Origin of the sequence: Phyllobacterium sp. LjRoot231, from assembly GCF_964253365.1 — a bacterium.
In the GTDB taxonomy this organism is placed as follows: domain Bacteria; phylum Pseudomonadota; class Alphaproteobacteria; order Rhizobiales; family Rhizobiaceae; genus Phyllobacterium.
The window spans coordinates 81707-107589 of sequence record NZ_CAXUQT020000003.1; the positions used below are offsets into that span (position 1 = coordinate 81707).

Genomic DNA, 25883 nt, shown 5'->3' on the forward strand with positions numbered 1-25883 from the left:
ACCCGAGGTAAGCGTGACTCCAACGGATCGTGAAGTCCAATCACGATCATGGCTGGAAGATTCGTTCACGAAAACGTGCAGGCTCCGCAAAAGGCGCGCCTGTTCTACGATATCGGTTTGGCGCGCGTGCCGGTCGAGGCGACCGACGCGCAAGCAAACCGATATTCCACGTTGAGGCCGCCCGGGAATTTGCCCCTCGTACCGGACTCGGCGTACCATCCGCGTGGCATTTGCTTATCGATTTCAATTTGAAGCCGTAAGGCAGGAATCGACAACCCATTTCTGGTTTTAGGCTTTCAATCGGGGCGAGGTGACCTTCCCGGCGATCTCACACCTTCGTGAGGATGCAGCTAAAGCGCTTGTGTTCCAGATGATTACAGATTTGCAGCGAAGATAAATCCGGCTCGCGTAACGCCCCAGCGATGGTAACATTGCACATGTTGCCGGATTGAGAATTTTGTCCAATTGCCGCGCACAATCTCCGTCCGAAGCCGAAAGTCATCTGTATAATTCTTTTCCAATCATTGCCCTTGCTGCCGAGCGATCGAACACCCACGTTCACAACAGCGTATATTCAAGAGAGGCCAGAACAGTGCGCCAGGATCCCGTAATCGAAATCAAGGATGTCGGTGGCTTGTCAAACGTGCTGCTGCTCGACGTAAGGGATCAGGCAGCATGCGATGCCGATCATACGGATGGCGTTGTTCGTGTCCCGATCGAGGTATGGGTGGATGCCGCCAAAAACAGCGAGACGTCGTTCGCAGACGTCGTGTTTTGGCAGCAACAAATCAGCGATCTCGGAGTAAAGGTAAAGACGTCCGCAATCGTCTTTGACGACGGGCGGCTGACCGAAGCGGCTCGCGTATGGTTCATTCTGCAATATTTCGGTGCAACCGCCTATGTGCTGAATGGCGGCTGGGATGCCGTGAAAGGCAGCGGGATCGCAAACAGCGAAACGCAATCCACAACACAAGGCCCGTTCGTCGCGAAACCGGGATCAGGCAAAGTCGGTCTAATCGAGCGTGAGGTCCTCAAGGACGAGATTGGCAATGGGGCCGTTATTTTCGATGCGCGCACGCAAGCGGAGTTTGATGGGCTGGACTTGAAAAACAACGTCCGCGGTGGTCACTTGCCCGGTGCACGGCTTCTTTCCCATTCCGATCTGCTTGAGGGCAAGCGGCTGAAATCCGCCGCGACCTTGCACCGTCTCATCGATGATGCTGGCTTTCAACTCGGCGATCATATCGTTACCCACTGCGACGGCGGCGGGCGTGCTGCCCTGGCGGCCGTGGCGGCTGTAAGGGCGGGCTATCCCGGCGTTCGGGTTTACTACCTGAGTTTTGCCGACTGGGCAAAGGACGAAAGCTGCCCCATCGTCTAATATGCAAGCGTCATCATTTCAGGAAGGCGCGTTCTCCTGCTCACGTGCCCGATACAAAGCTTCGATCGCAGCCTGTATTTCCACCAAGGGCGTTGTCACCTTGTTTGCAACGGAATGCGCGGAAGCAGTAACCTGGGATTTCAGGCCACTTCACGACCGCGTCGTCATTCGACGCGCTGAAGGCGATATCAAATCCAAGGGCGGGATCATTATTCCCGACACTGCCAAGGAAAAGCCGCAGGAAGGCACAGTGATTGCGGTGGGACCGGGAGCCCGTGATGAAAGCGGCGCCCTGATCGCACTCGATGTCAAGGCAGGCGATGCCGTTCTGTTCGGCAAATGGTCCGGTGCCGAAGTCAAGATTGACGGCGACGATCTCCTGATCATGAAGGAGACGGACATCATGGGCATCGTCGAGACCCAGTAGGCGGAACGAAGAATGCCCTATGGGCAATTGCCGCACTTCTCAATTTCAAGAACGAACTGGACGAACAAACATGTCTGCCAAAGAAATCAAATTTTCCACCGATGCCCGCGACCGGATCCTTCGCGGTGTCGAAATACTGAACAACGCCGTCAAGGTGACGCTGGGCCCAAAGGGACGCAATGTCATCATTGACCGCTCCTATGGCGCGCCGCGCATTACCAAAGACGGCGTAACTGTCGCCAAGGAAATCGAACTTGCCGACAAGTTCGAGAATATGGGCGCACAGATGATCCGCGAAGTCGCGTCAAAGACCAATGACCTCGCCGGTGACGGAACCACCACGGCGACGGTGTTGGCCGCCTCCATTTTGCGTGAAGGCGAAGCCTTGGCGACCCTTGTCGTCAACAAGTTGCGCGGGGGTCTCAAAGTCGCAGCCGTCAAGGCTCCGGGGTCTGGTGATCGTCGCAAGGCAATGCTGGAGGATATTGCGATCCTTACCGGTGGTCAGCTGATCTCCGAAGATCTCGGCATCAAGCTTGAGAATGTCACGATCGACATGCTCGGACGGGCAAAACACCTCCTCATCGACAAGGAAGCCACCACGATCGTCGAGGGTGCAGGCGACAAGGCCGCCATCGCAGCGCGGGTCCAGCAGATCAAAGCGCAGGTCGAGGAAACCACTTCAGACTATGACAAGGAAAAGATGCAGGAGCGACTGGCAAAACTTGCCGGTGGTGTTGCCGCGATCCGTGTAGGTGGTGCAACCGAAACTGAGGTCAAGGAAAAGAAGGACCGCATTGACGATGCGTTGAACGCCACGCGTGCTGCAGTGGAAGAGGGCGTTGTTCCAGGCGGCGGTGTCGCGCTGTTGCGTGCCAAGGCATCATTGGCTGCCCTTACCGGTGCAAATGCCGACGTGACCGCCGGTATTTCGATTGTGCTGCAAGCGCTTGAAGCTCCCGTCCGACAGATAGCCGAAAATTCCGGTGTCGAAGGTTCGATCGTTGTCGGCAAACTTTTGGACAGCAAGAAACCCAATCAGGGGTTCAACGCGCAGACCGAACTTTATGTCGATATGATTGACGCTGGCGTCGTCGATCCGGCCAAAGTAGTCCGCACAGCCCTTCAGGATGCCGGCTCGATTGCCGGGCTTTTGATCACAGCGGAAGCCATGATCGCCGATATTTCACCATCGGCAGCACTCGGAATGAATGACGCAAGAAGTACGGGATACTAAATCCTAGATCCCCGTATCATAACATCGCGCCACAGCTTTTGGCGCGATGTTTGCCCATTACAAAGATCGAGATTGAATTCCTAGAAGCTCGAATAAAGCGGTTTAGACTAGTAGTCAGCTCACTCGCCAAGTTCATGCTTGAGAACCGTGTTCCGTTTTCGATCTCAGCTTGAATGACATCTACAAGTCCATCCGTGCGCTTACCGCGGAAGTTCAGGCTTTTGCATTTTCGGAAACGCGAAGAGCTAATCATCAAAACTGGATCAAAAAAAAGTAATCGCAGGGCATTCTGCGTCCAATAAGCTCAATGTTGAACCATTCCGTTCAAGTACAGCAGGAGCACCCTCTGACCGCCGCGACTAACACAACACCAGTCCCCTCGTCATAGCACGGCGACAGCATCAAGAATTCGCCCGATTTGGGGACGCGTATAGACCTCAGCCGGGTGCTCATCTCGATTGCCATCGTGATAATATTCTCCGGAATCAAAGGCGAGATAGATTTCCCAGAAGAAATGGGGGCGTTGCTCGTTCTTCAAAATTATTACTGAATGAATTTCATTGACAACAGCGTCGCAAAATTCAAAAGACGGCTGTGAGGCGTTGAAGCCGCGGGCTAATTCAAGCGCCAATTCATTGTAGAGGTCTTGTCTGGGTATGTCCGCAGAGGCGGTTCATTTCAGAACATCCAAGTTGGTGAGACGAAGGCGTTCACGCCACGTGGCACCGTCCGGATATCTGGCGTGCAGATCAGCGAGTAACTCATCAATCGTCATAGCGTCGAACTCCTTTCCTCTTCGAGTTACGCCATCCCCAATACAGCCGCTCATTGTATCCAGACGTACCACAGCAAGGCGGACGCGACCGTGACCGCCTGGCGTCAGCGCTTCCAAAAGCCAGTTTTACTTCAAGATTCAGCCCACTGCTCCCAGCAAAACGCTTCCCGCATGGGCCTCGATGTTCCTGCGGAGAACCTCTTGGCTAATGATGCGTTTTCATAGACGGGGTGGACAATCGCGGCACTTCGACGAAATAGCCAACGTGGGGTCTCGCGTCGATTGGGTTCGGTATTACCTCGTTGCGAGAAATGCGAATGGCGATGGCTTCCTCAATCACATCCAAGCCATGTCGGCGAGCATCCTCCCGATCAGAGCCGAATGATACCAATTCTGGGAAAGCCGGTGCCCTAACCAGCCATGTATCCCCGCTACATTCCAATTTTACTTCGTACCAGGCCATCGGTGCATTCCTCCCATTTCGTGAGGCTATTCCCGCATTTCTTCCAACGTGGCAGGACGGAAGCGGCGATCTCTGAAGCATCAGTGACCCTAAAACGCCTGACGACAGAACAGCATGGCGCTCAAAGACGAAACGAGTCAAACGCTGATCCTCGGGGAACATTCGCCCAGCTAGGTGTCTGAACTTTCGGTTCGCGCCTTGGCTTACAATTATGCTGCAACAACGGGTCTGCCGTAGAATAAGGCCAACTTGAATGTGGAGCAGGCTGAACGCTTGGCCCGCTGGGTAATCGTCGATTACGAAGCCATCGCAGCAGGAGTTGAAACCGGGCGCGACAAAGTCCATCGAACATCGCTATCTGGCGAAAAGGAAGACATCTTGCTCAAGCCGCAGACCATTACCGGCGTGTTGATTCCCCTTCAAAGAGGTCGTGGCCCGCTGTTTTTTGTTTGTGAGATCCTGATTTGTCGTCGGTGTAAACCTCGCTGCTATGTATGACGAGGCACATCGCAAAAAGCCAATCCGCGCATGGCTATTGAGAGCAGATTTCGTAAACCATTCAATGGTCAACTTGCTGTCTTGCGGCGCACCTGTGCCACAAGCGTTTATCAAGCCTATGCCACACGATTTATTCGGTAAGTAACGTCGTAGCGTGTGTCCTCATCCTGATCCACGTAGTCGTGCCTCACCCGATATTGAAGCGGTATCTTGTCGACAAATTGCGGATTGACGGTGATCTTTCCTGCAGTGACATAGCTGACATCTGCTGGCGCGGGATAATTCTCACTTGTGAGCGCTGTAAGATCGGCTGTCGAGTATCCCAAGCTGTCTTCGATGATCAGATCGGCGGGTGCCCAGAGTGCAATGATCAAATCGATACCCGCCGTGACCAACGCGCCTATTCCGATGGCGATCCAGCCATAGGGTCCAAGTTTGCCGATAGCCGACGCACCTCCGGCTGCCGCGAGGCCAGCCTTGGCGTAGTTCCATTGTTCCTTGATGAGATCGACGAATATGTCCTTCCAGTCGGTGATCATGTTGTCGTAGGCATCCTGACCGTCGACTTCGTGGCCGAGTGCCGTTACCACCACAGCAGCGATCGGCTGTTGCTGATCGAAAAGCAATCTGTTCAACGTACGGCTTTCGGCCGAATCGACGTCTCCAAATACCGGAAACTTGTTGCTGACTGCGTCGCTCATCGTCATATCGGGGAAGAGCGCAATGGTGAGGAATGTGAGTCCAACCTCATCCGAGCCAGCCCATGTGGGCGAAGATTCCTTCCGGCATCCAAGACGTTCGGCCGTAATCTGGAATCGCGCCGTCGAGGCGGGCAATACATTAATGAACTCGCTATTGGAAACGAGCGACTCTCCCAACGATGCAATGCCCGTGACATTTGGAACAACGACTTGCAGCTCATAGATCGCTGGTGGCAAGTCATCAGGAAGGCGGAAGGTAATCCTGTCGTCAACGCGGCAGTCATTGATCAGCACAGCCTCGCCTACGGTCTCGGTGACGGGGGTTGTGATGTCGCCATATACATGGGCATCTACCTCGCGGACGACTGTTGCCGGAGGACGCGACGTCAACCGTACCTTTGCATCCACACTGAAGTAATTCACGCCTCGCAGGACCACCGCGTTCCCTGCCTCGATATCGAGAACGCGCATACAGACAGACTCGTTGAAACGGTAACCGGGGCAATCATCAGTGCGAACCTGGCAAACGACCTGGACGGCGCCGTCAACGATTTGCGACGAGCAATCGTGCTGTACTTCGTCGGGCAGAAGGTCTCCCGGAGTAAGTGTAGGGATGAAATTTGCGGTTCTGAGATCATTAATGCGGCAGATTCGAACTTGGCTGAAGAAATCTTCCCCGACGGGTTCGTAAACACGGATTTGTCCCGGTCGCTCCTGTTCAGGTGCATCGGGATCATTGAACACCAGCAGGCCAGTGCGCCTGACAATCTCTTGCGCCACCGCCGCTGACAACACGCCAGGGTCCACCGATTGATCATTGCCAAGAGACAGTGATGGGTCGAAAAGCTTGTCCCGTTGTTCTTTCGGCAATGTATCGAAGGATGAGACCGCGCAGGACATTACCTCGCGCATCTGAGGCGTCAGCCTGGATAGCACCGCATGGGATGCGCTCTCCAACGCGTTCGCTGGCGGTTTGTGGAGCAGAAATCGACGAATTGTGTGAAGGGCGCTTGCCGCAAGTGCGCTTGGCACGGGCTTGCCTTGTGCCCACTTGTTCAGCCTCTGCTCCCGGCTGAGTTTGTGTTTCCGCCCGGCGGGTACCGCCAGGCAAGAACCGGCAGGCACAGTGGGATGGCAATCGTTCGATCCGTCATGCTCAGGCTCGCAAGGCGCTGAGCAATTGTAGATGTTTATGGTACCGGTGCTTTTGATGTGGATGTTTATGTTGCAGCTCGAATTGGCGTCAGACCCGCACGCCTCCTTGTCCGGTTTTTCAACAGGATCATTTCTAGTCCCACCAGTTCCCCGGGGTGTCTCTGTGTTTTTTGTCGATTCGTTGGTTGTCACGTTAGACTTACTCATGGTCCCCCTCCATTCACGAGTTCAACATCATTCCCAGCAGTATGTTCAATTGCGTCATCGCTTTTCACCGTAACCGCTCCCAACGGCGACAATTGAACGTTGAATGCCAAAGTCTCAGCGAAGAATGGAAACTCCCTGTAACCATTCTGGATTTTGAGTATCCGCACCCTTTTGCGGCCTTATATGCACGTGCCAACCGCGATAGCGGTCTAGACCAATTCATGCATTGATCAAACAACGCTGCAGTCGGACATAGTAAAACTCGATGTAAAGTATGATCCATATCGGTGCTGCCCGGTCTCGCGGCCCACAGTCAAAATAAAAAACCACACCGTCAGTAGAACTGTACAGCGCGCTGAAGCTCGCAATCAATGTACCTGGACCAAACCTTGCAACAGTGCGCGGTCGAGTTTTAGGCAATGTGCTGTTGGAACTCGTTTCAACCGCATCAGCATTCTCATCGAATTGACAACAGATAGGTAGGTGCAATCAAGAACAGTACGGAACCGGGCCAAAGACGATTTCTTCAATAACACCGGTCCGCCATAACTCTAAGTACGTAACAGTTACAAAGCACTGTCGCGGACTTGGCCCTTGTCCGGGATTAGGGGAACATCCGGTCGACTCTGATTGAGAAGGTGGCCCTCGGGGGACATCCGCTAGCGTGCTGCGCCCTCCTTTTTCATAGCCACGGCGCAAAGGACTGAACCATCAGATGCGAACAATCTGTCAATTGGAAAAATCGACGGCGTTGAGTCCGCGTATATCGAAATCCGCCACAGAGATAAAAAGGGCATTACGGACATCTAGGCATAAGTCAAAAACCGCCCTTATCGGCATTTTCAAAGGAACAGTTGCTGTTGCCTGCCCGCATTGTACAGTTCTGCGTATCGAGACCTTGGCTCTCAGGCTTTTTCTGCGTGAGGCGATTTCTAATCGTCGAAAGAACAGGCCGACGCGCCTCTCTTGCAGCTGAACTGTTTGGTGATCGGCCCTCAGCCTGGTCATGGCAAAATCAGACAGCAACACCGTCAACAAGTATGAGGTTGCGGGTGAGGGCGCTGTCACGGACCTCTAATGCTGCTGCGTATTCGGGCGATCCGTACCATCGCTTAGCGCTTGCTATGTCAGGAAACTCGACAACAATGATTGGGTCGGGCTTCCATCCCCCTTCCAGTGTTTCCACTGCGCCACCGCGAACCAGATAGCGCCCACCATATTGTTTAATGGAAGCTGCTGCATGTTCGCGGTAAGACTCTATGGCCTGCGCATCACGAATGGTGACATCTGAAATGATATATGCGGCCATAAGGATTTCCTCGGTGAACTGGAACGGCTGATCTTGGATGCTGATATTGAACAGGGAACTTGAGCAACGGACTCAGTTCCTGGCAAACCTGGATACCCGTATCGCCACACTCAGTGGAGATCAATCAAAGGGTCTGCCGGCAGGGAGGAGCTCGATCCCGGCCCGCTTTGACAGGACCGTGTCAACAAGGCCCCATTCCCTGGCTTCCTCCGCGGTCATGAAGTGATCGCGATCCAATGTCTTTTCCACATCCTCGAACGAGCGTCCGCAATGCTGCGCGTAAAGGCTGATCATTCGGTGCTTGGTTTGGCGCATTTCTTCCGCATGGATGAAAATGTCGGAGGCCTGTCCCTGAAATCCGCCGAGCGGTTGATGCACATGAATACTTGAATTTACCAGAGCAGTTCGCTGACCGGGTTCACCAGCCATCAGGAGGAAAGAACCCATGGACCGCGCCGTACCCATGCACAAGGTTGCCACCGGGCATGTGATGAACTGCATCGTGTCATAGATCGCCAAACCACTGGTGATAACACCACCGGGCGAGTTTATGTACATTGAAACCGGCTTCGTGGGGCTTTCCGATTCCAGAAACAGCAATTGCGCGCAGATGAGTGCTGCCATTCCGTCTTCGACCTCACCATTCAGGAACACGATACGTTCGCGTAGCAAGCGCGAGTAAATATCGAATGATCGTTCGCCGCGGCTTGATTGTTCCACTACCATAGGGACGAGTTGCATCATGTCGCGCATAGGCGCGCTCCTTTCCGTGGTGTTCAAGGAATAGTCTTTAGGCTGCTGCGCGCAGGGGTTGCTGCCAGTTACTGTTGGCTGCTCTCATCGCAAGTTCATGCACAATGCTGAAGGTAGTGCCACCACTGCCATTTGCTCCGATCTGGAATGTCACAACACTAACGGCATCATTATCCTTGATGCTATAGCGCACGCGGGTATCAGGATCGGCGGAGATCAGGCGTAATTCGAAGGATGACTCCAGCGCATTTTCCTCCGGAACCTCGTTCTTGCCGGTGGGTCGCTTCAGCCATCGCGACACGTATTCCGGTACGGTCAAAGCCCGCCACACTTTAGATGGAGCAGCGTCCAGTTCATAGGTGAGGTTTATGCTCGCGTCGGTCTTGCGTGTCATTGATCCATCTCCTTGAGAAGCTGCTTCAGGTCGTCCACGCGGCTTGGCCAGAACGCGTTGTAGCGGCTAAGCCATTGATGGATTCGCGCTACGCCGTCGGGATTGATCCGATAGAGGACATTCCTGCCGTGTTTCTGTTCCGCGATCAGTCCAGCCGTGCGCAAAACAGCCAGATGCTGCGACATGGCTGGCTGCGACAGGTCAAACCCTTGCCGCAAGTCCGTGGCGTTCATCTCGCCATCGGCCAGCCGTTCGAAGACGGTGCGTCTTGTCGGATCGGCCAGCGCCTTGAAAAATTCTGTTTCGCTCATGCAAATACATAAGCACAGACTTATATGATTCGCAACAGGAACAAATATCAAAATATAACGGATCGCAGTCTAGTTCATCAAAGTTAGAAATGGCCCCGAGCTCTGGAGCGTACCTGCACTGAAGGACTGGCTTGGTGGAGTTCTTCCAGTTGAAAACGATCCGTGTTGAGGCTTGAAGGTCTATAGCAACTCACCAAGTGGGACAGCACACGGTGCCTCCTTGTATGTGAGGGTGTAAACCCCTGGCAGCGGCTTGTCTTCGTGCCTTGCGTTCATCTCGTGCCATACGGACTGGACCATCCCATCAGCCAGATATCAGACCAGGGAGCATCACGACATCACCACAGGCGGCGAAAAGATCACCCACTTCCACACTCAAACATGTTTCGGCGGTTCCTGCACCTCATCGGAATTCGGCAAGGGCATCTCATCCGGTAAGTGAATTGGTTGTGGTTCCTCTACAGGTATTTGCCCAGGTCCCGGAATCGGGTCGGGCGGAACTTCGTCAGGCCGCGGTGTTGGCACAGGATCGACGGGCGGGTTCGGTTCGGGTTCCGGACCGGGGATTCGATCACCCATATCAATTTCTCCTTATGATGAGTTTCTAACTCCTTAGCGCCACCTAATGTTCCGTTGGCATTGAAGCCATCATTGCAAAGCGCAAGGACCGGGGAGCGGCACGCTATCGCCACGCCCCTTAGCCGCACGCTCGTGACCTTGTTGCGGGCAGTGCGACCTACGGTTTTTCGGGCAAAACTCAGGCCCACGTCTAGAAGGAGCGTCCCTATTGGTAATTGTGGCTGAGACGTCACCGCCTTGAAGAAACGGATGAAGCCGCGCCATTAGCGCTGGCGAATACCATAGTCCATGAGAATATCTGCTTCTCTTGCCGCATCGATAAAGACCGCCCTTGCATCGGCGCCAGAGAGATTTCCTTTGAGCGCATCGAGGCATGCCTGTCGCGCCAAGCCATGCAATCTGCCGCGCTCAGGTGGCCAATCATTCGTTAGAAATTCAGCAGCCTGTTCGATAGACGTTATGGTGCAAGGCTTGCCGCCACGCGCAGGTTCAACCGTCACAGATGGGAATGAAATGCACGGCATGAGCGTTTAACGCCTCTGGCCTGATATGGTTTCGCGCAACAAATTCTTGTATCGCGGGCTAACGATTCATGATCGAAAACGGCGAGCACTGATCTGCCAAACAGGCGTCACGTTATGACCGGCACCCTGCTGTACGCCGCTTTGGCCGAATAACATCAGGTCTGGCGAAGCCAATCGCACCCGCGCCCGGTTGCGTGAAAACACGCCATCGGTTCGCCGTGATGTTTCCAGCTACGCTCCGTCACGATCAGATTGTCACGCTGCAGGGTTTTCAGATGGGACCGCAGCAATGTTTCGCCGAACAATACGAACCGCCACAACGGTCCGAGATCATGAACCGGATGACCAAATGGCGCATAGCCGATTTCGCGCGCTGCCAAAGCGAGTATTTGCCTGTCAATTGCACCCAAACGCCGCATGTGGAAATCATAGCGAACTTGCGTGATCAAATCCACGCTCAGGTACGATCTTCGAGATGCGGGCATTAGCCTAGCGGGGCTTTTCCTCACGCTTTGCGGATGATGTGGCCTTCGTGCATCTCGAATACACCGCGTTGGCTGCCTTGTGCGTCAAAAGCGGCTTCAAGTTCAGCCCATGTCCCGAGGAACCTGCCGCATTGAATGCACTCATCGGTCATTTGCGTGAAGACGTGAAAAAAGTGGACGATCCGCAATTCAAGGCTAGGTTCGAGACCTCCGCGGAGGTTCTGGGCGGATTGGTGAAGGCGTTTTCGGATTACGAGGCCAAGAACGAGGCCGCGTGGAAAAAGGAAAACTGAACCAACCTGACGCCTTCAGGCACAGCGGCCGCTACTATTGACCCGCGCCACTGGCGCGACACCACTTCATATTTCATTGACAAGGATTTGGCCCCAGTTGCCGCCGTGTTGATGTGCATCAATGACCAAAGAGGTGTATCATTTAAACTTTCCTGCACTTTCAAAATATGGAGGTTGCCATGAAAGTCTCTGAAGCGATGCATAAGGGGGTGAATTGGGTCGCGCCTGATGCCTCGCTGGCACAAGTCGCGAAAATTATGAAAGACAATGACGTCGGCGCTGTACCGGTCGGCGAGAATGACCGCCTCATCGGCATGGTCACGGATCGCGATATCGCGCTCCGGGCTCTCGCCAACGGCGGGGATCCGGCGTCATTGACGGCGCGAGATGTCATGACCAAAGGGATCGTCTATTGCCGGACTGACGAGACTGTTGAAGACGCCATTCGGTTGATGGAATCAAAGCAGATCAGGCGCCTGCCGGTTATTGGCGATGAGAAACGGATGGTCGGCATGCTCTCTGTCGGCGATATTTCGCACCACAACGGACGCGAATTCATGGGAGAACTGATGATGGCTGTCACCGCGGCTCATCCATGAGTCCACGCTTGGCCGCCCATCAGCGAAAAAATGGAGGTCTTGAAGTCCGCTAGCAAATATTGATCACAATCGCGGACGAATGCCAGAGCGTCATGCTCACGCCTCAAAATAGAGGTTTCTCTTGGAGGATCGATGTTTCGTTCCCGAGGCCCATTGTTCAGCTGACGTGAGGCCACCATGGTTGAAGCAACTGTCCGCAATTTCACCATTAATTTTGGCCCGCAGCATCCGGCGGCGCATGGTGTGTTGCGTCTGGTGCTTGAACTCGACGGCGAGGTGGTCGAGCGGGTCGACCCGCATATTGGGCTGCTTCATCGTGGCACCGAAAAGCTGATCGAGCACAAGACATACCTGCAGGCGCTTCCCTATTTTGATCGGCTCGATTATGTCGCGCCGATGAATCAGGAGCATGCCTTTTGCCTGGCGATAGAAAAGCTGCTCGACTTGGCGGTTCCGCGACGCGGCCAGCTCATCCGCGTGCTCTTCAGTGAGATCGGGCGGCTGCTCTCGCATCTCCTCAATGTCACCACCCAGGCCATGGATGTCGGCGCCCTTACCCCACCCCTATGGGGTTTCGAGGAACGTGAAAAGTTGATGGTGTTCTACGAGCGTGCGTCAGGGGCCCGCATGCATGCCAATTATTTCCGGGTGGGTGGCGTGCATCAGGACCTGCCCCCGGAGCTCCTCGACGATATCTGGGCGTTTTGCGATCCATTTCTGAAGGTGTGCGACGATCTCGAAGGGCTGTTGACCGAAAACCGCATCTTCAAGCAGCGTAATGTCGGCATTGCCGAGATCAAGCTCGATGACGCATGGGGATGGGGATTTTCGGGCGTCATGGTGCGCGGCTCGGGTGCGGTCTGGGACTTGCGCAAGGCGCAGCCCTACGAATGCTATGCCGAGCTCGATTTCGATATTCCCGTTGGCAAGAACGGAGACTGCTATGACCGCTATCTCGTTCGCATGGAAGAAATGCGCCAATCGGTACGCATCATGCAGCAGTGCCTGGGGCAGCTGCGGCTGCCCGCAGGGCAGGGGCCGGTCGCGGCCCAGGATCACAAGATCGTGCCGCCGTTGCGCCGCGACATGAAACGCTCGATGGAGGCCATCATCCAGCATTTCAAGCTCTACAGCGAGGGCTACCGCGTCCCTGCCGGTGAAGTCTATGCCGCCGTCGAAGCGCCAAAGGGTGAATTCGGTGTCTACCTCGTTTCCGATGGTTCTAACCGCCCCCTACCGATGCAAGATACGCGCTCCCTCATTCGCCCATCTGCAGGCAATGGACTTTCTGAGCTGCGGCCACATGCTGGGCGATGTCTCGGCGATCATCGGCACGCTCGACATCGTGTTTGGAGAGATAGACCGATGATCTATCTTCCGATTGCATTGACGAAACCCACTCTCTCTTGAAACATGGAGGGACCATCAAAATTGAAACGGAAATACCCGGAAATATTCGTACAATCCATATGAGCTGGTTTGTGCGGCATAGCGGTAAGCGGGTGTAGCATTTTCGCTAGTTTGATCTTTTTTGGAGGTACGATCATGCGTATAGCGGTTCTCGGAGCAGGAGGCGTCGGCGGCTATTTTGGGGCACGACTCGCGGCCGGCGATACCGATGTGACCTTTGTCGCGCGGGGCGCCCATCTTGCGGCCATTCAAAGAGACGGCCTGCGCGTAACCAGCCAACGTGGTGACGTCCATCTGCGGGACGTCAAAGCGGTCGATGACATCGCCAAAGCCGGTGAGGTCGACCTTGTCATCGTCGGCGTGAAGTTATGGGACACGGAAATGGCCGCCGCCCGCGGCGATCCTCTCGTTGCAGAACGGCGTTCACAAAGACGAGGTGCTGCGCAAGTACGTGCCACCCGAAGCGGTTATCGGCGGACTCTGCTATATCACAGCCGTGATCGACGAGCCGGGAATTATCCGACACGACGGAACAATGCAACGCATCGTTTTCGGCGAATATGATGGGACCCGCCCCGCCCGGATCGAAGCCTTCTATCAAGCCTGCATCGCGGGCGGCATCGATGCCGACGTCAGCAGCGAGATTGAACGACTGATCTGGGAAAATTCGTCTTTCTCGTCGGACTGTCGGCAACCACGTCGGCTATCCGCCAAACCACACGACCAATCCGGGAAAATCCGGCTGCCCGCGCCCTCCTGCTCGATATTATGAACGAGGCGGTTGCCGTCGGGCGGGCAAAGGGCGTGCCTCTGGCTCTAGACTTTACCGCGGACAGGCTGGCCTTTTGCGATACACTCCCGGTTTCGATGACATCGTCGATGTACCATGATCTTGATCGCGGCAAGCAGATGGAGTTGCCGTGGCTGAGTGGCGGAGTCGCCGCCTTTGGAGAGGAACTGGGCATACCGACACCCATGAACCGAGCGGTCGCCAGAATCCTGAGCATCTACGCTTCCGGGAACACAGGCGCGGTGAGTGCGTCGGGTTCTTAGTTCGGGGAGATGTGAGCGATTTCACCCCATGAATGCCCGTGAAAATGCAAGGCCAGTACGGCAAGACTGAGCCCGGCAACAACTGCCACGCCATCGTTGCGCGAGCTCCGCCAGCTGGCATGAAGGACACCTATCCGCTAAGAGTTTTCTTTCTCACTGGTCGGGAAGCAACACTACGATTGGTTGCCGCTGTATTCAGCGGCGCTTTGACGTGCGATCATTGTCAGGTTCATGGCCGCGAGGAGGAAGCATGCGGATAAGGCGGCGGACATTTCTCGAAGGGATGCTGGCGGCGGGAACTGCAGCTTTGGCGCCATCACTTGCACGGACACAGGAAGGCGCGCCGTTGACGCGGCGCATTCCCTCGTTGGGAGAGGCGATACCGGCGATCGGCCTCGGCAGCTGGATCACCTTCAATGTCGGCGATGATGCCGTGCTGATGGACGAATGCGCTGACGTCATGGCAGCTTTTTTCGCAGCCGGTGGGCGGATGATCGATTCCTCGCCAATGTATGGCTCGTCCCAGCCTGTCATCGGATATGGCCTCGAAAAGCTAGGCCGTCCCGAGTCGCTGTTTTCGGCGGAGAAGGTATGGACGCCATCCGGACCGGACGGTCCAGAGCAGATCGAGCTGTCGCGTCAGTTCTGGGATGTGTCGCGGTTCGATCTCGTCCAGGTCCACAAAATTTCCCTTATATTTCAGTATGTTGTGGGAATGCCTCATCTGGGGAATCTAGTCGGTTGAACTCGGGGCACCCCGAGGGCACCCCCGAAGACGGTTTCGACTATCCACAAAGATTTCGGTTGCGGGCCAGCGCATCTGGTTGGGACCAGAGGGCCGCAGGTCATGTTCCGGGCTTGCAGCGCTCATGAGTTTGGCGTCTAGGAACACCAGTTCGAACTTATACTGAATACCTTCAAAGTCGCCCCGATAGGGCATCCGTTCCCGATCACACGACGCTAAGCCGCAGGGCGCGGACCTGGAAGCCGTCAGTCAGATTGGATGACGGAGCGGCAGTGCCGGGCGGTCCATTGCATGTGCTGGTCGACAGCACCGGCCTGCAGATCTACGGTGCCGGCCAGTGGCTGGAAGAAAAGCATGGTGCCAAATCCCGCCGCAAGTGGTGCAAGCTGCATATGGCCCTGGATGCCGACAACGGCGAGTTCATTGCTCATACGCTGACAGATCAGGACACAGGCGACGCCTCGCAGGTGCAGCCGTTGCTCGACCAGATCGACGGCCAGATCGACGTGTTCACCGCCGACGGCGCCTATGATGGCGACCCTATCTACAACGCCGTCTTGCGGCACAGCGCCGAAGCCCGGATCGTCATTCCACCACGCTCGAACGCAGTGGAACGGACCGACACCGAACCACCCGGCCAAAGAGACGATCACATAGCGTCGATCAATAAAGATGGTCGCATGAAGTGACAGGCGTCCACCGGCTACGGCAAGAGGGCGATGATCGAGACCGCCATCGGGCGATACAAAGGAATGATCGCAGGGCGCTTGAAGGCTCGCTCCTTCCCGGCTCAGCAGACAGAGGTCGCCATCGGTTGCGCCGTTCTCAACCGCATGCTCGCCTGTGCACGCCCGAAGTCCGTTCGTTGCAAGGTGAAGACGAAATGACGAGCGCCATCATAGACTCAATTGTGGCCAACAACGGATCCATGCACCAACGCCTCGGAAACACATATCTCAGTCAAATTGCTAAAGCGTTTGCGACAGAGCCTTCGAGCTTGCTGTCGATTTTTTTTACCCACATCCGTTCCATCACAATGCCAGTCCGGTCTACTCTGTGCTCATCATTTTGGAACTGCAAATGGGGTCCCCACGTTTTAGGGCATGCGCAACTCGCCGTTCCCGTACGTGACTATTGAGACTGATCACCTTGGCCGTGTCCGTAACGTTTCCTCGGTGGAAGAGGCAGCTGAACATCTGATGATGTATTGGCCGATCAAAACGGGTCCGAAGCTCGCGGAGCCCGCCAGGCTTGTCTTGATGCTCTGGAAGGAACGATTATGTGTACCGCGGCGCGTGAGGCTTTTATTGAGGCGGCAAAAGAGGCAGGTATCTATGTTCGCCAGCAAAGATCTAGACATCCGCCTCCTCGCATATAATGCTTCCCCACCAGTTCATTCAACCGGTCCTCCGCGACCGCCTGGGCAGGCACAAGCGACCGGAATGGTTTCGTGGCACGTCGCACTTGATGGTTCCTGAGCGATTGGCGCTCCTGTAGATCCATCAATCCCACCAGTCCCTTCGTAATTTCGCTGATTAGTGCCATGAGATGGCGAGCCTTCAGCTCTGGAACAATCCGGACCCAGACCGGTTAGTGAAGGTAACCGCAATAAAATATGGAGGGCGTCATGAGACCTGGTTTCATGAGATTTGTCCTCGTAATTTGCTGTTTCTCTACGGTCGAGGCGTCGGCGATCGCCCACGAACGGCATTTTCACCAGAGTGGCGATGAACAGCCCGGTCCCGAGGAGTGCCAGATCGATCCGGAGGCACTGGGCGGGATGGAACAAGGCAAAGGGCAAGCCGAACGCGATGCGGGGGTTCTCCAAAGATGCAAAGGCATATTAATACCGCCGCCGACAGGCGACTCAGAAATGGTTGAACCGGCTCCGGATGTAGGCACCACACCGGTGATTCCGCCTGACACAGTGCCCGACCAGCCACCCGGCCCTGATTATCCCTGACGGTATATGCCGCCAAACAGAGGGCCATACACATGACTAGTGACAGCCGGACCCAAAAAAGAATTGTCACCGTCTTCGGCGGAACCGGCTTTTTGGGACGCAGGATCGTCACTCGGCTGCTGGAAAAAGGCTTCACCGTCCGTGCCGCATCCCGACACCCGGATCGCCTGGCGGCGCTCTTTTCCTCGGATGCAAGGTCTCCTGAAGCCGTCCGAGCTGATATACTGGATGCGTCCTCGGCCGCCTCGGCCATCGCCGGCTCACATGTGGTCGTGAATGCTGTCAGCCTCTATGTCGAACGTGGAAATCTAACGTTTGAGCGCGTGCATGTGAAAGCAGCGGCGGATCTCGCCGCAGCGTCGCGCAAGAGCAGGGTTGAGCAGTTCATTCAGATTTCGGGGATCGGCTCTGACTCCCGATCGGAATCGAGTTACATCAGAGCGCGGGGGCGAGGTGAAGACGCCGTGGCGAGCGCATTTCCCGGTGCCGTCATTGCCCGTCCGTCCGTCATGACAGGACCAGACGACGCTTTCCTTACGATTCTTGTCAGACTGATACGCCTCTTGCCGGTCTATCCGCTGTTCGGCGACGGCGGCACACGGCTTCAGCCGGTCTATGTGGGAGACGTCGCGGAAGCCGTAAGCCATCTGATCGACGGCAACGACCACGGAGATTCCTCCATCTTCGAATTCGGCGGCCTGCAAATCTATACCTATGAGGAACTGCTGCGGGAGATCGCCCGGCAGCTCGATATACGTATCAGGCTGATACCGATGCCGTTTGCGGTGTGGACCGCTTTGGCGCGCGTGGCAGAATTCCTTCCCGCTGCTCCCCTCACACGCAACCAAATCGATCTCATGCGTCATGACAACGTGGCAGCAGCCGATCTGCCCGGCCTGAAGGAACTCGGCATCGAGCCGCACGACATCAGTGAGGTGATCCGTGCGATCGAGGAAGCGAACAGATCAGGTATCTGACACAGGCAAGAACAGCTTACGGTATCCGCACATAGCGGCATCACCGACGCAATGTTGTCACGAGGATCACAAGCAGGCTGGTCGCAACTGCCATTGGTCCGGTCTCAACTGGCTACAGCGGCACTCCGATGAGTTTCCCTGCAATGGAAAACATTCATCAGCCGAAAGTCTCAAGAGCCAAGACGATAATTAGCTTTCGTGCCACATTCTCTTCTTGCATCCACCGCTTGGGAAGACCCAGCGTATGGAACCTCCACCGGTCTTCTTTGTTCAGTTAGTGAGCGAGAATTTTCGCGCAAGTTGCCTGAAAACTCTCATTGAACAGAAGGAGTATGTACAATGATCAGGACCCTTATCGCAGCCACGGCATGTGTGTGGTTCTGATGTCCGGTACAGCGTTGAGTCAGACCACGGCTCCGGCACCGGCCGAAACTCCTGCACCGTTAACGGTATCCAACAAGGAATTGTTCAAACCCGCGCCGGGCACTTCGCCGGCTGCACCGGAGGGCAGCCGCTTTGAGGAAAGCCCAGCGGAATCCATAGGAAAGCTCAATGATCTCGCTAACGAAGCCGCTGTGCGAAGCGCTTCGTCCCGGTTCCCTACCACACCAGTCAAAGCGAAAGGATAACAAAATGGGCGATCCGATCACGCCTCCAAGGCCGGAACCAGACCCCGCGCAACCGGATGAACCATTGCCGATGCCGGACGACGATCCGTTGCCCACGCCCCAGAAACCGCCTTCGAAAGAGCCTTTGCCTGACAGTCCGAAGATTGGCGGCAACAATGATTTCCCGGATCCGCGTGAAGTATAGCTGGCCGCGTCGAACGGGGCTCTGCGGCGCAGGTACGCCAACAGCTGGAGAGTCGTGGCGGGGGCGAGTCGTCATCGAAGCAGCCAATGGCGCAGGTCCCCTCATGCAACCTGGCAACGAAACGTCAGGCGTGGCGTTCCGCCGCGCGCATCGGCCATTTGCGTATGGCTTCATGATCGGTGGTTCGTTGAGACGGGGGTGTCGGGCATCTTCTTTTCTCCTTTCATACAACGCACCGCGCACCATTGCTGCCACAAAAGTTCCGCTAGCTGGAGCTGCAATTCAATAGGGGCTGATCAAACACGGAACTATCCCGTTCGTTCGGGGTTACGAAACAAAGATTCAGCGAAAGCAAACCGTCCAATGGTGAGGTCGCATAAGCGCGTGGTCATTGTGTCCGGTAGGGTCTGCAGCTGATTTTTCCCGTGCCCGGCGGGAGTTCATATCGCGTCGATAGTAAAGGAGGTCCCAATGGCCCTGACATTACTGAGTCCCGCATTTGCAGATGGCGAGCCAATTCCCAAGAAATATACCCGAAATGGTGAAAACCTGTTTCCCCCCTTGAAGTGGACCGGTGCCCCGGACGGGACTCGCAGTTTTGCTCTTGTGGTTGAAGATCCCGATGCGCCAAGCGGGCTCTTCCGCCATTGCGGCATGTTCAACATCCCGCCAACGAAGGATGGTTTGCCTGAAAGCGTCGATACATCTCCGGACCAAGGACCGCGTTATTCAGAAAATGACTTCGGCAATGCGCGTTATGATGGTCCGCAACCGCCCAAAGGTCATGGGGTTCACCACTACCATTTCCGCTTGGCCGCTCTCGATGTTCCAAACTTGACGATTCCGGGGACGGCGGGGGTCAAGGCGATGTGGGATGAAGCAAACAAACACATTCTCGCGAAGGCGGTTCTGACCGGGACGTTTGAAGCATAGAAATAGCGGCGGATGAGCCCCTTTGTGTGTTGTTCAGCGTGGGGTCTGGGCCCCAATAGGCACTCAACAATGACCCCACTGTACGTCTTCTAAATATTTGATTAAATTATAATTACCTACATGACAGGTTCCCAATTGGATGCGCATACCGGGTCAAACCGAACGCCGAATAACACGCAGCCCGTGGACCTGCGAGAACCGACGCCAGAAAGCACGGAAAACGCGCCCTTGCTGCTCATCAGGTAAAGAATTCATCTTATGAACTCTTTACCCCGCGAACACTGCTGTGTAAGCTTGATCTCGTTGCGAACAGAATGCGTTGGTGTGAGGTTCCGAGGGCATCAAAGGAGCCTTGGGCGTTTTTTTGAGATAGCACCCAGCGGCTGTCGACGCCGAAGCCTCTTGGAAGCTGCCACACTGGTGTGTCCGAAGCGCCGCCTGCTACCGCCGATGCGTCATTGGAATGGCGCAAAAAGGTGGCATGGTTTTGGGAGACCGGAACAATGAGCTTGACGCGCCGCGATGTGTTGATCGCCGCCGGTTATGCGGGGAGTGCAGGATTTGCCGGGGTAGTACTCCTTTCGCCGCAGGCCGCGGGTGCGAGCGATGAGGCGCTGGAACTTGTCAAACGGCTCACCGGTCGGACGGCTACGGAGTCGGATCGCCTTCATCTGATAATGCCGGCGGTCTTCCCAACCGGTTACACTGTGCCCATGAGCCTTGACGTCGACAGCCCCATGACCGAGACCGACCATGTGAGGCAAATCCGCGTGTTCGCGCCGCAGAACCCGCTTATCGAAGTCGCCAGTTTCCATTTCGTTCCCCAACGCAGTCTAGCTCGCGTGTCGACACGCATCCGCCTTGCCAAACCACAGTACGTCGTGGCGGTCGCCGAGATGAATGATGGCACATTGCTCATGACCAAGACCTGGGTCCACGTGGCCACCAATGGCTGCGCCTGACATCCGGGAGGGAGGCGGACAGTGATCACCCCCACACCACGCGTGGTCGTACCAAGCGCTGCGGCGAAGGGCGACGTTTTTCAGGTCAAGACCATCATCAGCCATGAGATGGAAACAGGGCTGCGCCACGATGATCAAGGCGATGTGATCCCGCGCAAAATCATCAACAAGTTTGTCTGCCGCTGGAACGATGCCGTGGTATTCAGCGTCGATCTTCACGAGGCAATTGCCGCCAATCCTTTCATCGAATTCTCCCTGCGGGCGACGGAGAGCGGCCGGCTCGATTTCCTCTGGGAAGAAGATGGCGGTGCCGTCTATGCGTTGTCGCACCAGCTCGCGGTCACTTGATCATGGCTCTGCGACGGACCCCTCTCAGTTTCCTTGGCGCGCAGCGGACGCGCCAGATTTTTGCGCTGGCGACCACCGCGACCTTGGCCGGTCTCGGTGCGGATCGTAGCAGCGCGCAAGACATCGAGCGAGGCGCGCGGCTCGCCGCGGCCTGCGCCTCCTGCCATCGCCTCGACGGCCGGGACACGGCCATTCCGCCGATCGCCGGAGTGGATCAGGACAAGCTTGTCAGCGCGATGCAAGCCTTCAAGTCGGGCAAGCGGCCGAGCCAGATCATGTACATCATGGTCCGCTCGCTCACTGACGAGGAGGTCGCGACGGTGGCGCACTATTTCTCGACGCTGGGAAAGGAAACGACGCAGCCATGAACCGCTGGACACGTCGCAAGTTCACTCACCTTGCGGGAGCGGCTTGTCTCGCCCCGTTCTGTCCACGCGTCGCAAGAGGCCAAGCCAAGGCGCGAGTCGTCGTCGTCGGCGGCGGCGTCGGCGGCGCGACCGTCGCCAAATATTTGGCCGCGAGCGAGAAAGGCCTCGATGTCACCTTGATCGAGCCGAAGCCGAGCTACACGACCTGCTTCTTCAGCAACCTTTATCTCGCCGGGCTTCGCTCGCTCGAATCGCTCACGCATTCTTATGAAACGCTCGCGCAGAAATACGGCATCACCGTCATTCACGACATGGCCGAAGCGGTCGACCCGGTGGCCAAGATCGTCGCGCTGAAGAACGGAACGAAGCTCGCTTACGACCGCGCCGTCGTCGCCCCGGGCATCGCTTTCAGATATAGCGACATCGAGGGTTATGACGAGGCCGCAACGCAGAGTCTGCCGCATGCCTGGAATGCCGGGCCGCAGACCAAGCTGCTGCGTGAACAGCTCGAAAGCATGGAGGATGGCGGCGTATTCGTGATCACCGCCCCCCCCAATCCATTCCGCTGCCCGCCTGGTCCCTACGAGCGCGCATCTCTGATCGCCTACTATTTCAAGCAGTTCAAGCCGCGGGCGAAAATCCTGATTCTCGATGCCAAGGACAGTTTCTTCGAGCAGGATCTGTTCCAGGACGGCTGGAGCCGCCACTATCCAGGCATGATCGAATGGCTGCCCAGTCAATTCACCGGCGGCATCAAGGCGGTCGACGTGAAGGGCCGCGCCGTCAAGACGGCGGGCGGCACATTCAAGGCCGCCGTCGCCAATATCATCCCGCCGCAGATGGCCGGCGAGCTGGCGCAGCGGGCGGGCCTCGTCGATCAGTCGGGCTGGTGTCCGATCGATCCGCTGACGTTCGAGTCGAAGCTGCAGCCGGGAATTCACGTGGTGGGCGACGCGACCAGCGCCGGCGACATGCCGAAATCGGCTTTCGTCACGAACAGCCAGGCCAAGGTTTGCGCCTTTGCCATTGCCACCGCGCTCACCGGCTCCGAGGCCGCCGAACCTCACCTGTTCAACACCTGCTTCACCTTTCTCGCCGCCCATGATGCGGTGAGTGATGCTATCAGCTTCAAGGCCACGGCGGAGACCATCAAGATCAGCGAGATCTTGCTCAGCGCGGTCGGAGAGGATGCCGAACTGCGCCGCCAGGTGGTGCGCACCGCCAACGGCTGGTATGACGCCTTCACGCACGACGTGTTTGGCTGAAGCGGAACTCAGCTCCGCTCGATGGCCGGGCCGGCCATGACGGAAGTGCCGGCACCATGGCGGGCGCTGTCCGCCTCGGCGCCGGATTGCTGTTGCGCGATCGGCGACGGAACTGGATCGGGGAGCCGTTCCAGCCGCAGCGAATTCATCACCACGAGGATGCTCGATCCGGCCATGACTGCCGCTGCCAAGATCGGCTGTAGCAATCCGAGGGCCGCGAAACTGAGCGCGACGAGGTTGTAGCCGAACGCCCACATGAGGTTGGTCAAAATGGTCCTGCGGACCGCGCGGGCCACGTCGACGACCCAGGGCAGCATCCACAATCCGTCCGCGGGCAGCACGATTGCCGCAGTCTCGCGGGCGAGATCGGTGGCCGAGCCGACGGCGATGCCGACATCGGCGGCGGCGAGCACCGGCCCGTCATTGAGGCCATCGCCAACCATCGCCACCACATCGTGGCCGTGGCGGAGCCGGCCGAGGGCCTCCCGTTTGGCCTCGGGCGAAAGACCCGCCTGCACGGCCTTGATCCCGACCATGGCCGCGATCCGCTCCGCCGCCGGTGCCAGGTCGCCGGTCAACAGCGCGACGTCGAGCCCGCGCTCACGAAGTGCCGCGATCGTCGACTGCGCCTCGGGAAGCGGTGAATCGTCAAGCGACAGCACGGCACGGACCCGCTCGCCCCAACCAACATAGACCAGCGAATGACCGCTCGCCTCGCGCGACCGCTCAATCAGCGCCGAGGGAAGCGGCCAGCCCAGATCATTCATCAATCTCATGCTCCCCGCCGCCACGGGCTCGCCATTTGCGCTGCCGCGGATACCACGGCCGGGAACCGTCCGGACATCACAGGTCGCGAACGGCGTTATGCCGCGCGCAGCTGCGGCTGCCGCGATTGCCAGCGCCAATCCATGTTCGGAATGGCGCCCCAGACCGGCGGCGCGCGCCAGCACGTCGTCGATGCCGACCCCGTCGCGGTTGATGCCGACGAGACGCGCTTTGCCCGCCGTCAAAGTGCCAGTCTTGTCGAAGGCGAGTAACCGCACGTGCGCGAGGGTCTCGAGCACGCCGGGGTCGCGGACGAGGCAGCCGTGCCGCGCCAGCCGGCCGATGCCGAGCGAGGTCGCCATTGGAGCGGCGAGGCCGGCGGCGCAAGGACAGGCAACCACCAGTACCGAGAGGCCAATCAGCAACGCCCGATCGAACGGCAATGCCTGCGTCCAGTAAACGATCGTCAGCCCGCCGAGGGCGAGGACGAGCGGCACGGACACGCCAACGACGCGATCGGCAAGGCGCTGGGTTGGACTGTGACGGCCCAGCGCTTCGCGCACCGACCGGCAAATCTGTGCCCAGCGCGTTGCGGTTCCGTCACCGCTGCTCTGGATCAGGAGCGGGCCGTCGATATTGATGCTGCCGGCAATCACCGTGGAGCCGGCGCCCTTTGTCACTTGCCGGCTTTCTCCGGTGATCACGGCTTCATCGGTGTTCGATTCCCCCTCGACAACCACGCCGTCGACCGGAATGCGCTCGCCTGGCCGGACCCGCACCAGCATGCCGGCCGTCACCTCCCGCACCGGGCGGCGAATCTCTGCCGCGCCATCGACAACAGTTGCGCTCTCGCTTTCGGCGGCCAGGAGAGGTTCGAGGTCGCGCGCCGCCCTGGCGCGGCCAACGGCCTCGAGATAGCGGCCAACGGTGAACAGCATCAGCACCATCACGGCGGTGTCGAAATAGACATGCGTGCTGCCCTCGAACACGGCAAATGCCGAATAAAGATAGGCGGCAGCGACGCCAAGCACGATGAGCGTTGACGATGTCACGCGTCCCTGAATGCCATTGAGCCACATTTCGCGCAGATAGGGTCCGCCGAGAATCACCACCGCTGGCGTCGCGAAGATCCAGAGCAAAAGGTGAATCCACGGCAGAACGCCCGCATCGACGCCGGTGAATGCGTCCGAATAGAGGAGGAGGCTGAACATCATGATATTCATGGAGAGAAAGCCGCCCACGCCAAGCTGGATCAGAAGCCAGGCGGCTTCCCACTCTTCGTGTCTGCCGCTCTTCACCTGAAAGGCGATACAACAGCCGTAGCAGCAGAACGCGCAAGCCTCACCGTTGATCCTGCGCTCCATCGGGCGCAGGCCGATGGGCAGCGAACAATGGCTGCACAGGATATGGTCACGCGCAGTCATGCGGGAAGTCCTCCCAGCCAGGCATGGCCGATATGCACGTCCGAGGGCAGCAGACCACGGCCGAGCGTGATGAGGCCGAGCAAAAGGATAAAGCCGCCGGCCAGCCTAACGCCGCGCCGCCGCCAGGCTGGCCCGAGAACCTGGCCGACGCCGCCCATCATCAACATCGCGGGAAACGTTCCCAGTCCGAACGACGCCATGACGAGAAAGCCGGGAAGCGCCCCGGCGGTGCTCGCCGCCTGGGCAGCGAAGGCATAGACCAGGGGACATGGCAGGAAGCCGTTGAACACGCCAAACGCGAGCGGCGCAGCGCTGCTTCGGGCCGTCATCAGACTGCGCAGGGACATGGCAAACGTGCTGCCGCCGAATCCGATCGCTAGGCGATGAAAGACCCGCAGCAAGCCGAAGAACTGCAACGCCATGGCAATCATGAGCACGCCAGCGACAATCGCGAGAATTCGCTGGGCGATGTCGAGGGAGCCGTCCAGAAGCGGCGCCGTCGCCGCTCCTTGCGGCGTGCATATGACTTGACCGAGCGCGCCCGCGAGCCCGCCGAGGAAGCAGTAGGTTGTCAATCGGCCGGTATTATAGAGCAGGTGGCGCGCCGCAGTTGCGCCGCCGCCGCGCGGATCGCGTCCCAGCCCACAGGCAAAGCCGCCGCACATTCCGATGCAGTGAAAGCTGCCTGCAAAGCCTGCAGCGAAGATCATCAGGTAATAGGTCATCGGCAGATTGTCCTGCCCACCCGCCGCTCATTCACGAGGCG

The 25883-nt window shown here is 57.3% G+C and carries 28 protein-coding genes and 4 pseudogenes; 21 read left to right on the forward strand and 11 right to left on the reverse strand.

Annotation, left to right across the window (positions count from 1 at the left end; translation table 11 throughout):
- Nucleotides 1-592: 592 nt before the first annotated feature.
- From ACSQ3H_RS26370 to groEL, 3 genes are all read left to right on the forward strand, one after another.
- Entirely contained in the window at nucleotides 593-1381 is a 789-nt protein-coding gene (locus tag ACSQ3H_RS26370; RefSeq protein WP_436120074.1) for a sulfurtransferase, read from the forward strand.
- A gap of 100 nt (nucleotides 1382-1481) precedes the next feature.
- Complete coding sequence (locus tag ACSQ3H_RS26375; protein WP_436120412.1) at nucleotides 1482-1808, forward strand: co-chaperone GroES; 327 nt, start codon at nucleotides 1482-1484, stop codon at nucleotides 1806-1808.
- Nucleotides 1809-1878: 70 nt separating this feature from the next.
- On the forward strand, nucleotides 1879-3045 hold the full coding sequence (groEL, locus tag ACSQ3H_RS26380) for a chaperonin GroEL (protein WP_436120075.1): 1167 nt from the start codon (nucleotides 1879-1881) through the stop codon (nucleotides 3043-3045).
- 382 nt (nucleotides 3046-3427) lie between these two features.
- On the opposite strand, the gene ACSQ3H_RS26385 is transcribed toward groEL, so the two are convergent.
- On the reverse strand, nucleotides 3428-3676 hold the full coding sequence (locus tag ACSQ3H_RS26385; RefSeq protein WP_436120076.1) for a hypothetical protein: 249 nt from the start codon (nucleotides 3674-3676) through the stop codon (nucleotides 3428-3430).
- Nucleotides 3677-4532: 856 nt separating this feature from the next.
- Between ACSQ3H_RS26385 and ACSQ3H_RS26390 the strand changes: the two genes are divergently transcribed.
- Entirely contained in the window at nucleotides 4533-4781 is a 249-nt protein-coding gene (locus ACSQ3H_RS26390; protein ID WP_436120077.1) for a hypothetical protein, read from the forward strand.
- Nucleotides 4782-4897: 116 nt separating this feature from the next.
- Here ACSQ3H_RS26390 and ACSQ3H_RS26395 read toward each other — a convergent pair whose 3' ends face one another.
- The 8 genes from ACSQ3H_RS26395 to ACSQ3H_RS26430 form a co-directional block, all read right to left on the reverse strand.
- Entirely contained in the window at nucleotides 4898-6394 is a 1497-nt protein-coding gene (locus ACSQ3H_RS26395) for a hypothetical protein (RefSeq protein ID WP_436120078.1), read from the reverse strand.
- Nucleotides 6395-7859: 1465 nt separating this feature from the next.
- A complete protein-coding gene (locus ACSQ3H_RS26400; RefSeq protein WP_436120079.1) occupies nucleotides 7860-8153 on the reverse strand; it encodes a DUF1330 domain-containing protein in 294 nt (97 codons plus the stop codon).
- Nucleotides 8154-8273: 120 nt separating this feature from the next.
- On the reverse strand, nucleotides 8274-8906 hold the full coding sequence (locus ACSQ3H_RS26405; protein WP_436120080.1) for an ATP-dependent Clp protease proteolytic subunit: 633 nt from the start codon (nucleotides 8904-8906) through the stop codon (nucleotides 8274-8276).
- A gap of 37 nt (nucleotides 8907-8943) precedes the next feature.
- Nucleotides 8944-9300 carry an SRPBCC family protein gene (locus ACSQ3H_RS26410; protein WP_436120081.1) on the reverse strand — a complete coding sequence of 119 codons (357 nt, stop codon included), beginning with the start codon at nucleotides 9298-9300 and terminating at the stop codon, nucleotides 8944-8946.
- Complete coding sequence (locus tag ACSQ3H_RS26415; RefSeq protein ID WP_436120082.1) at nucleotides 9297-9611, reverse strand: ArsR/SmtB family transcription factor; 315 nt, start codon at nucleotides 9609-9611, stop codon at nucleotides 9297-9299. Before ACSQ3H_RS26415 ends, ACSQ3H_RS26410 begins: the two co-directional genes overlap by 4 nt.
- 375 nt (nucleotides 9612-9986) lie before the next feature.
- Nucleotides 9987-10190: a hypothetical protein gene (locus ACSQ3H_RS26420; RefSeq protein ID WP_436120083.1), complete on the reverse strand. Its 204-nt coding sequence runs from the start codon at nucleotides 10188-10190 to the stop codon at nucleotides 9987-9989.
- Between the two features lie 263 nt (nucleotides 10191-10453).
- A complete protein-coding gene (locus ACSQ3H_RS26425; protein ID WP_436120084.1) occupies nucleotides 10454-10714 on the reverse strand; it encodes a DUF982 domain-containing protein in 261 nt (86 codons plus the stop codon).
- A gap of 155 nt (nucleotides 10715-10869) precedes the next feature.
- On the reverse strand, nucleotides 10870-11163 hold the full coding sequence (locus ACSQ3H_RS26430) for a hypothetical protein (RefSeq protein WP_436120085.1): 294 nt from the start codon (nucleotides 11161-11163) through the stop codon (nucleotides 10870-10872).
- Nucleotides 11164-11246: 83 nt separating this feature from the next.
- On the opposite strand from ACSQ3H_RS26430, the gene ACSQ3H_RS26435 reads away from it, so the two are divergent.
- The 17 genes and pseudogenes from ACSQ3H_RS26435 to ACSQ3H_RS26515 all read left to right on the forward strand — a co-directional run bounded on the left by ACSQ3H_RS26435 (nucleotide 11247) and on the right by ACSQ3H_RS26515 (nucleotide 22928).
- Nucleotides 11247-11492: a hypothetical protein gene (locus tag ACSQ3H_RS26435; RefSeq protein ID WP_436120086.1), complete on the forward strand. Its 246-nt coding sequence runs from the start codon at nucleotides 11247-11249 to the stop codon at nucleotides 11490-11492.
- A gap of 179 nt (nucleotides 11493-11671) precedes the next feature.
- Nucleotides 11672-12091 (forward strand): CBS domain-containing protein, encoded by a 420-nt coding sequence (locus ACSQ3H_RS26440; RefSeq protein ID WP_436120087.1) that lies wholly within the window; start codon nucleotides 11672-11674, stop codon nucleotides 12089-12091.
- 177 nt (nucleotides 12092-12268) lie between these two features.
- Nucleotides 12269-13460 (forward strand): annotated as a pseudogene (locus tag ACSQ3H_RS26445) (NADH-quinone oxidoreductase subunit D).
- Nucleotides 13461-13636: 176 nt separating this feature from the next.
- Nucleotides 13637-14273, forward strand: a pseudogene (locus ACSQ3H_RS26450) (ketopantoate reductase family protein).
- Nucleotides 14159-14554, forward strand: a complete 396-nt coding sequence (locus tag ACSQ3H_RS26455; protein WP_436120413.1) for a ketopantoate reductase family protein — start codon at nucleotides 14159-14161, stop codon at nucleotides 14552-14554. Before ACSQ3H_RS26450 ends, ACSQ3H_RS26455 begins: the two are co-directional and overlap by 115 nt.
- 250 nt (nucleotides 14555-14804) lie before the next feature.
- Nucleotides 14805-15299, forward strand: coding sequence for an aldo/keto reductase (locus ACSQ3H_RS26460; protein WP_436120088.1), 495 nt, complete (start codon nucleotides 14805-14807; stop codon nucleotides 15297-15299).
- A gap of 194 nt (nucleotides 15300-15493) precedes the next feature.
- Nucleotides 15494-16186, forward strand: a pseudogene (locus ACSQ3H_RS26465) (IS5 family transposase); the annotation flags it as partial.
- A gap of 216 nt (nucleotides 16187-16402) precedes the next feature.
- A pseudogene (locus ACSQ3H_RS26470) lies at nucleotides 16403-16677 on the forward strand (DUF982 domain-containing protein).
- Between the two features lie 249 nt (nucleotides 16678-16926).
- Nucleotides 16927-17262: a hypothetical protein gene (locus ACSQ3H_RS26475; protein ID WP_436120089.1), complete on the forward strand. Its 336-nt coding sequence runs from the start codon at nucleotides 16927-16929 to the stop codon at nucleotides 17260-17262.
- 32 nt (nucleotides 17263-17294) lie between these two features.
- Complete coding sequence (locus ACSQ3H_RS26480; protein ID WP_436120090.1) at nucleotides 17295-18239, forward strand: complex I NDUFA9 subunit family protein; 945 nt, start codon at nucleotides 17295-17297, stop codon at nucleotides 18237-18239.
- 332 nt (nucleotides 18240-18571) lie between these two features.
- On the forward strand, nucleotides 18572-18868 hold the full coding sequence (locus ACSQ3H_RS26485; RefSeq protein ID WP_436120091.1) for a hypothetical protein: 297 nt from the start codon (nucleotides 18572-18574) through the stop codon (nucleotides 18866-18868).
- A gap of 4 nt (nucleotides 18869-18872) precedes the next feature.
- Complete coding sequence (locus ACSQ3H_RS26490; RefSeq protein WP_436120092.1) at nucleotides 18873-19052, forward strand: hypothetical protein; 180 nt, start codon at nucleotides 18873-18875, stop codon at nucleotides 19050-19052.
- A gap of 471 nt (nucleotides 19053-19523) precedes the next feature.
- Nucleotides 19524-19985: a YbhB/YbcL family Raf kinase inhibitor-like protein gene (locus ACSQ3H_RS26495; RefSeq protein ID WP_436120093.1), complete on the forward strand. Its 462-nt coding sequence runs from the start codon at nucleotides 19524-19526 to the stop codon at nucleotides 19983-19985.
- Between the two features lie 503 nt (nucleotides 19986-20488).
- Nucleotides 20489-20947, forward strand: a complete 459-nt coding sequence (locus ACSQ3H_RS26500) for a thiosulfate oxidation carrier protein SoxY (RefSeq protein ID WP_436120094.1) — start codon at nucleotides 20489-20491, stop codon at nucleotides 20945-20947.
- Between the two features lie 21 nt (nucleotides 20948-20968).
- On the forward strand, nucleotides 20969-21295 hold the full coding sequence (gene soxZ / locus ACSQ3H_RS26505) for a thiosulfate oxidation carrier complex protein SoxZ (RefSeq protein ID WP_436120095.1): 327 nt from the start codon (nucleotides 20969-20971) through the stop codon (nucleotides 21293-21295).
- A 2-nt stretch (nucleotides 21296-21297) separates the two neighbouring features.
- Nucleotides 21298-21663, forward strand: coding sequence for a c-type cytochrome (locus tag ACSQ3H_RS26510; protein WP_436120096.1), 366 nt, complete (start codon nucleotides 21298-21300; stop codon nucleotides 21661-21663).
- Nucleotides 21660-22928 carry an FAD-dependent oxidoreductase gene (locus tag ACSQ3H_RS26515; protein WP_436120097.1) on the forward strand — a complete coding sequence of 423 codons (1269 nt, stop codon included), beginning with the start codon at nucleotides 21660-21662 and terminating at the stop codon, nucleotides 22926-22928. The genes ACSQ3H_RS26510 and ACSQ3H_RS26515 overlap by 4 nt, the downstream gene beginning before the upstream one ends.
- An 8-nt stretch (nucleotides 22929-22936) precedes the next feature.
- On the opposite strand, the gene ACSQ3H_RS26520 is transcribed toward ACSQ3H_RS26515, so the two are convergent.
- Together ACSQ3H_RS26520 and ACSQ3H_RS26525 are read right to left on the reverse strand one after the other, a co-directional pair.
- A complete protein-coding gene (locus ACSQ3H_RS26520; RefSeq protein ID WP_436120098.1) occupies nucleotides 22937-25117 on the reverse strand; it encodes a heavy metal translocating P-type ATPase in 2181 nt (726 codons plus the stop codon).
- Nucleotides 25114-25842 (reverse strand): sulfite exporter TauE/SafE family protein, encoded by a 729-nt coding sequence (locus ACSQ3H_RS26525; RefSeq protein WP_436120099.1) that lies wholly within the window; start codon nucleotides 25840-25842, stop codon nucleotides 25114-25116. The genes ACSQ3H_RS26520 and ACSQ3H_RS26525 overlap by 4 nt, the downstream gene beginning before the upstream one ends.
- Between the last annotated feature and the right edge of the window lie 41 nt (nucleotides 25843-25883).